Annotated in this window: 6 protein-coding genes; 5 read left to right on the forward strand and 1 reads right to left on the reverse strand. The window is 70.5% G+C overall.

All coding sequences use genetic code 11. The features are described 5' to 3' along the window. Window positions 1-394, reverse strand: a 394-nt coding sequence (locus tag KD1_RS05780; protein ID WP_174521097.1) for an acyl-CoA thioesterase domain-containing protein, incomplete at its 3' end; no start/stop codon positions are given. A 100-nt stretch (window positions 395-494) separates the two neighbouring features. On the opposite strand from KD1_RS05780, the gene mftA reads away from it, so the two are divergent. From mftA to mftE, 5 genes are read left to right on the forward strand one after another with little or no spacing between them, the layout of a single operon-like run. Continuing rightward, a complete protein-coding gene (mftA, locus tag KD1_RS16170; RefSeq protein WP_083542152.1) occupies window positions 495-620 on the forward strand; it encodes a mycofactocin precursor MftA in 126 nt (41 codons plus the stop codon). Window positions 621-637: 17 nt separating this feature from the next. Then, a complete protein-coding gene (gene mftB, locus KD1_RS05785) occupies window positions 638-922 on the forward strand; it encodes a mycofactocin biosynthesis chaperone MftB (protein ID WP_245627292.1) in 285 nt (94 codons plus the stop codon). 31 nt (window positions 923-953) lie between these two features. Beyond that, window positions 954-2,177 carry a mycofactocin radical SAM maturase gene (gene mftC, locus KD1_RS05790; protein ID WP_068398869.1) on the forward strand — a complete coding sequence of 408 codons (1,224 nt, stop codon included), beginning with the start codon at window positions 954-956 and terminating at the stop codon, window positions 2,175-2,177. 11 nt (window positions 2,178-2,188) lie between these two features. Continuing rightward, the gene (gene mftD, locus KD1_RS05795) at window positions 2,189-3,451 is read left to right on the forward strand and encodes a pre-mycofactocin synthase MftD (protein ID WP_068398870.1); all 1,263 of its coding nucleotides are present in this window, start codon (window positions 2,189-2,191) and stop codon (window positions 3,449-3,451) included. Beyond that, entirely contained in the window at window positions 3,448-4,128 is a 681-nt protein-coding gene (gene mftE / locus KD1_RS05800; protein ID WP_068398873.1) for a mycofactocin biosynthesis peptidyl-dipeptidase MftE, read from the forward strand. The genes mftD and mftE overlap by 4 nt, the downstream gene beginning before the upstream one ends. Window positions 4,129-4,216: the final 88 nt, after the last annotated feature.

Below are 4,216 nucleotides of genomic sequence, written 5' to 3' on the forward strand. Positions count from 1 at the left end.
CGGGCAGGCCGAGTGTCGGCCCGCCGCTGAAATCGGGAGCGCACCACGCGCGCGCGACGAGCACGTCACGACCGGAGGACTCGTCACGCAGGGTGGCCTCGAGAAGCTGGACCGAGCGACCCGGGCGCAGGACCGAGGCCCGCGCCGACAGTGGCCCGAGCGGCACCGGCCCGAGGAGGTCGAAGGAGATGCGCGCGATCGTCTGCCCCTCGGGCAGGGCCTGCTGCTCGAGCAGGTGGGTGAGGAGCGCCGCCGGCGGACCGCCGTGCTGCGTCGCCGCCGACCACGGGCTGGCGGTGGCGCGGGTGGCCACGACACGAAGCTCCGCATCGGTGGTGTGGGTGGTGGCGTCGGCGGGCTCGTCGTTCGGCAGGAAGTAGGAGGTCGCGTTCACGTCGCCGACGATAGCCCCTTCCCTTTTGACCCTGCGTGCCATAACGTGTGCTCCACGCCCGCGCCGACCCCTCGGTGCGACCACTCAAGGAGGAGTAGTCATGACCATTGCGCCCGAACAGCAGGCTGCCGTCGAAGAGGCCACCGCCGAGAACCTCGCCCCCGAGGCCGTCACCGAGGACCTGATCGAAGAGGTCTCCATCGACGGCATGTGCGGCGTCTACTGAGCATCACCATGGACGGCATGCTCGACGAGGCGTGGGCCCTGTCCCCCTCCGTGGCGCTGCGACCGGAACCGTTCGGTGCGCTCGCGTACCACTTCGGCAACCGCAAGCTGACCTTCCTCAAGCGACCGGAGTTGGTGGCGGCGGTCCGCGCCCTCGGCGAGCAGCCGACCGTCCGGGCGGCGCTGCAGGCTGCGGGAGTGGCCGAGCAGCGCCACCCGGCGTTCGTGGCGGCCCTGCACGAACTCGCCGCCGGCGACATGATCGCGCGACGCGCCGACGCGACCGCGCCCGATCACCCCTGACCCGCACCACCGACCCGGGAGGAGAGGACCAATGACGCAAACCCCCACCCGACCGCAGACCGGCACCCTCGTGGAGCAGTTCGAGTTCGGACTCGACGCCCCGATCTGCCTGACCTGGGAACTGACCTACGCCTGCAACCTCGAGTGCGCCCACTGCCTGTCCAGTTCGGGTCGGCGTGACCCTCGCGAGCTGACCACCGAGCAGTGCAAGGCCGTCATCGACGAGCTCGAGCGCATGCAGGTCTTCTACGTCAACATCGGCGGCGGTGAACCGACGATCCGCCCCGACTTCTGGGAGCTGCTCGAGTACGCCACCGCGCACCACGTGGGCGTCAAGTTCTCCACCAACGGCGTGCGCATCACCCCTGATCGCGCGGCCTTCCTCGCCGCCAGCGACTACATCGACGTGCAGATCTCGCTCGACGGCGCGACGGCCGAGGTCAACGACTACGTGCGCGGCCCCGGATCGTTCGACACCGCGATCCGGGCCCTGGAGAACCTGCAGGCCGCCGGATTCAAGGACGCCAAGATCTCGGTCGTGTGCACCCGCCACAACATCGACCAGCTCGACGAGTTCAAGGCCATCGCCGACCGATACGGAGCGACGTTGCGCCTGACGCGTCTTCGCCCCTCCGGGCGCGGCGCGGACGTCTGGGACGAGTTGCACCCCCGGCCCGAGCAGCAGCGCGTGCTCTACGACTGGCTCATGGCCCACGGGGATCGCGTGCTCACCGGCGACTCGTTCTTCCACCTCGCGGCGTTCGGAGAATCGTTGCCGGGCCTCAACCTGTGCGGCGCCGGTCGCGTGGTGTGCCTGATCGACCCGGTCGGTGACGTGTACGCCTGCCCGTTCGCCATCCACGACAACTTCCTGGCCGGCAACGTGCTCACCGACGGTGGCTTCCAGCGGGTCTGGCAGACCTCCGACCTCTTCGCCGACCTGCGCTCCCCGCAGACCGGAGGAGCGTGCTCGACGTGCTCGTTCTACGACTCCTGCCGCGGTGGGTGCATGGCGGCGAAGTTCTTCACCGGCCTGCCGCTCGACGGCCCCGACCCCGAGTGCGTCCAGGGGTATGCCGCCGACGCCCTCGCCGGTGAGCGTCAGCCTCCCGCCCCGTCGCAGGACCACTCCAAGGCGAACCCGACCCGCCGCCAACCGGTGATGCTCACCCTGGCGACCTCACGGCCATCCGCCCCGCCCGTCTCGGCCTGCGCCGAGAGCCCCCTGGCCGGCTTCGTGCCGTCTCAGCCCTGAAAGGCCCCCGCATGGTCACCAAACCAGCCTGGCTGGAGAACCCGTGGAAGCAGAACCCGTGGTTCGAATCCGTCGCGATCGCCCAGCAGCGTGCGAAGAAGCGCCTGCCCGAGCCGCTGTACGCCGCGCTCGTGGCCGGCTCGGAGCGCGGCACGACGATGGACGGCAACCAGAGCGCCTTTGCACAGATCGGGTTCGCCCCGCACGTGGCCGGTCATCAGGCGCAGCGGTCGATGTCGCGCACCGTGCTCGGTCACGAGGTGTCGCTGCCGGTGCTCATCAGCCCGACCGGCGTGCAGGCGGTGCACCCCGACGGTGAGGTGGCCGTCGCGCGGGCTGCGGCCTCGCGCGGCACGATCATGGGCCTGTCGAACTTCGCCTCGAAGTCGGTCGAGGAGGTCTGCGCGGTCCACGACACGACGTTCTTCCAGATGTACTGGACCGGCGACCGCGACGTCATGATCCAACGCATGCAGCGCGCCCACAACGCCGGCGCCAAGGCCCTCATCGCCACCCTCGACTGGTCGTTCTCGATGGGCCGCGACTGGGGGTCCCCGGAGATCCCCGAGAAGATCGACCTCAAGGCGCAGATTCGCCTGGCGCCCAAGGTCATCACCAAGCCGGCGTGGCTGTGGGCGTTCGGTCGTGCCGGGCACATCCCCGACCTCACCGCCCCGAACCTCGCCCCGCCGAACGGCGGCGCCGCGCCGACGTTCTTCGGCGCCTATTACGAGTGGATGACCACCCCGCCGCCGTCCTGGGACGACGTCACGTGGATGGTCACGCAGTGGAAGTCCATCAGCGGTGGCAAACCGTTCATGCTCAAGGGCATCTGCCGCATCGACGACGCCCTGCGCGCGGTCGACTGCGGCGTCGACGCCATCTCGGTGTCCAACCACGGCGGCAACAACCTCGACGGCACGCCGGCGACGATCCGGGTGCTCAAGCCGATCGCCGACCGGGTCGGTGACCAGGTCGAGGTCGTCCTGGACGGCGGTATCCGGCGGGGCTCCGACGTCGTCAAGGCCCTCGCCCTCGGGGCGCGTGCGGTGATGATCGGCCGCGCGTACCTGTGGGGTCTGGCGGCCAACGGCGAGACCGGGGTCGGCAACGTCCTCGACATCCTGCGCAGCGGCATCGACTCGGCGCTGCTTGGCATGGGGTTGTCGTCGATCGACGAGCTCTCGGAGGACCAGTTCGTCATCCCCGACGGGTTCCACCTGCCCCTCGGCGACCCCAGCCGGGTCGGGATGACGGAGACACTCGTCGGGTGAACCTCGCCGAGTCGACCTCGCCGGAGTCGACCGGTGCCGGCCTTGTGCTGGTGCCGGTCGGTTCCATCGAGCAACACGGGCCGCACCTGCCGCTGGACACCGACACCGTCATCGCGCAGGCGGTGTGCGAGACCGTGGCCGCGCGGCTCCCGGGCACGTGGGTCGCGCCGCCGGTGGTGTACGGGGCCAGCGGTGAGCACCAGATGTTCCCCGGCACGTGTTCGATCGGGAGCGACGTGCTGCGCTCCGTCATCGTCGAACTCACCCGCTCGTTGCGCACGTGGGCGACCCGCGTGGTCTACGTCAACGCGCACGGCGGCAATCTCACGGCGCTGCGCCCGGCCGTCGAGCAGATGGTCGGCGAGGGGCATGACGTCGCGTGGCTGCCGTGCGAGACCGAGTTGGTCGACCTCCACGCCGGTCTGACCGAGACGTCGCTCCTGTTGCACCTGCGCCCGGAGTCCGTGCGCCTCGATCGCGCCGAGGCGGGCAACACCGCTCCGCTGACCGAGATCCTGCCGACGCTCATGGCCCACGGGATGGCCGCGGTCACGCCCAACGGGGTGCTCGGCGATCCGACCGGCGCGAGCGCGGCCCATGGGGCCGAGGTCATGGCCGCCATGGTCGCGCGCGTCGAGGCCGGGCTGGTGGGGTCGGTCGGGTCGGAGCGTCGATGAGGGTCGCCCTGGTCACCGGCGCGGCGCGCGGCATCGGGGCCGCGACGGTCGCGCGACTGCTTGCCGACGGGTACGCCGTCATGGCGAT

The sequence above is a fragment of the Kribbia dieselivorans NBRC 106261 genome, assembly GCF_001552435.1.
Classification (GTDB): domain Bacteria; phylum Actinomycetota; class Actinomycetes; order Actinomycetales; family Dermatophilaceae; genus Kribbia; species Kribbia dieselivorans.

Coding starts and splice junctions, on each gene's coding strand:
- mftD (WP_068398870.1), top strand. CDS start 2,189: ATGGTCACCAAACCAGCCTGGCTGGAGAACCCGTGGAAGCAGAACCCG.
- mftB (WP_245627292.1), top strand. CDS start 638: ATGCTCGACGAGGCGTGGGCCCTGTCCCCCTCCGTGGCGCTGCGACCG.
- mftC (WP_068398869.1), top strand. CDS start 954: ATGACGCAAACCCCCACCCGACCGCAGACCGGCACCCTCGTGGAGCAG.
- mftA (WP_083542152.1), top strand. CDS start 495: ATGACCATTGCGCCCGAACAGCAGGCTGCCGTCGAAGAGGCCACCGCC.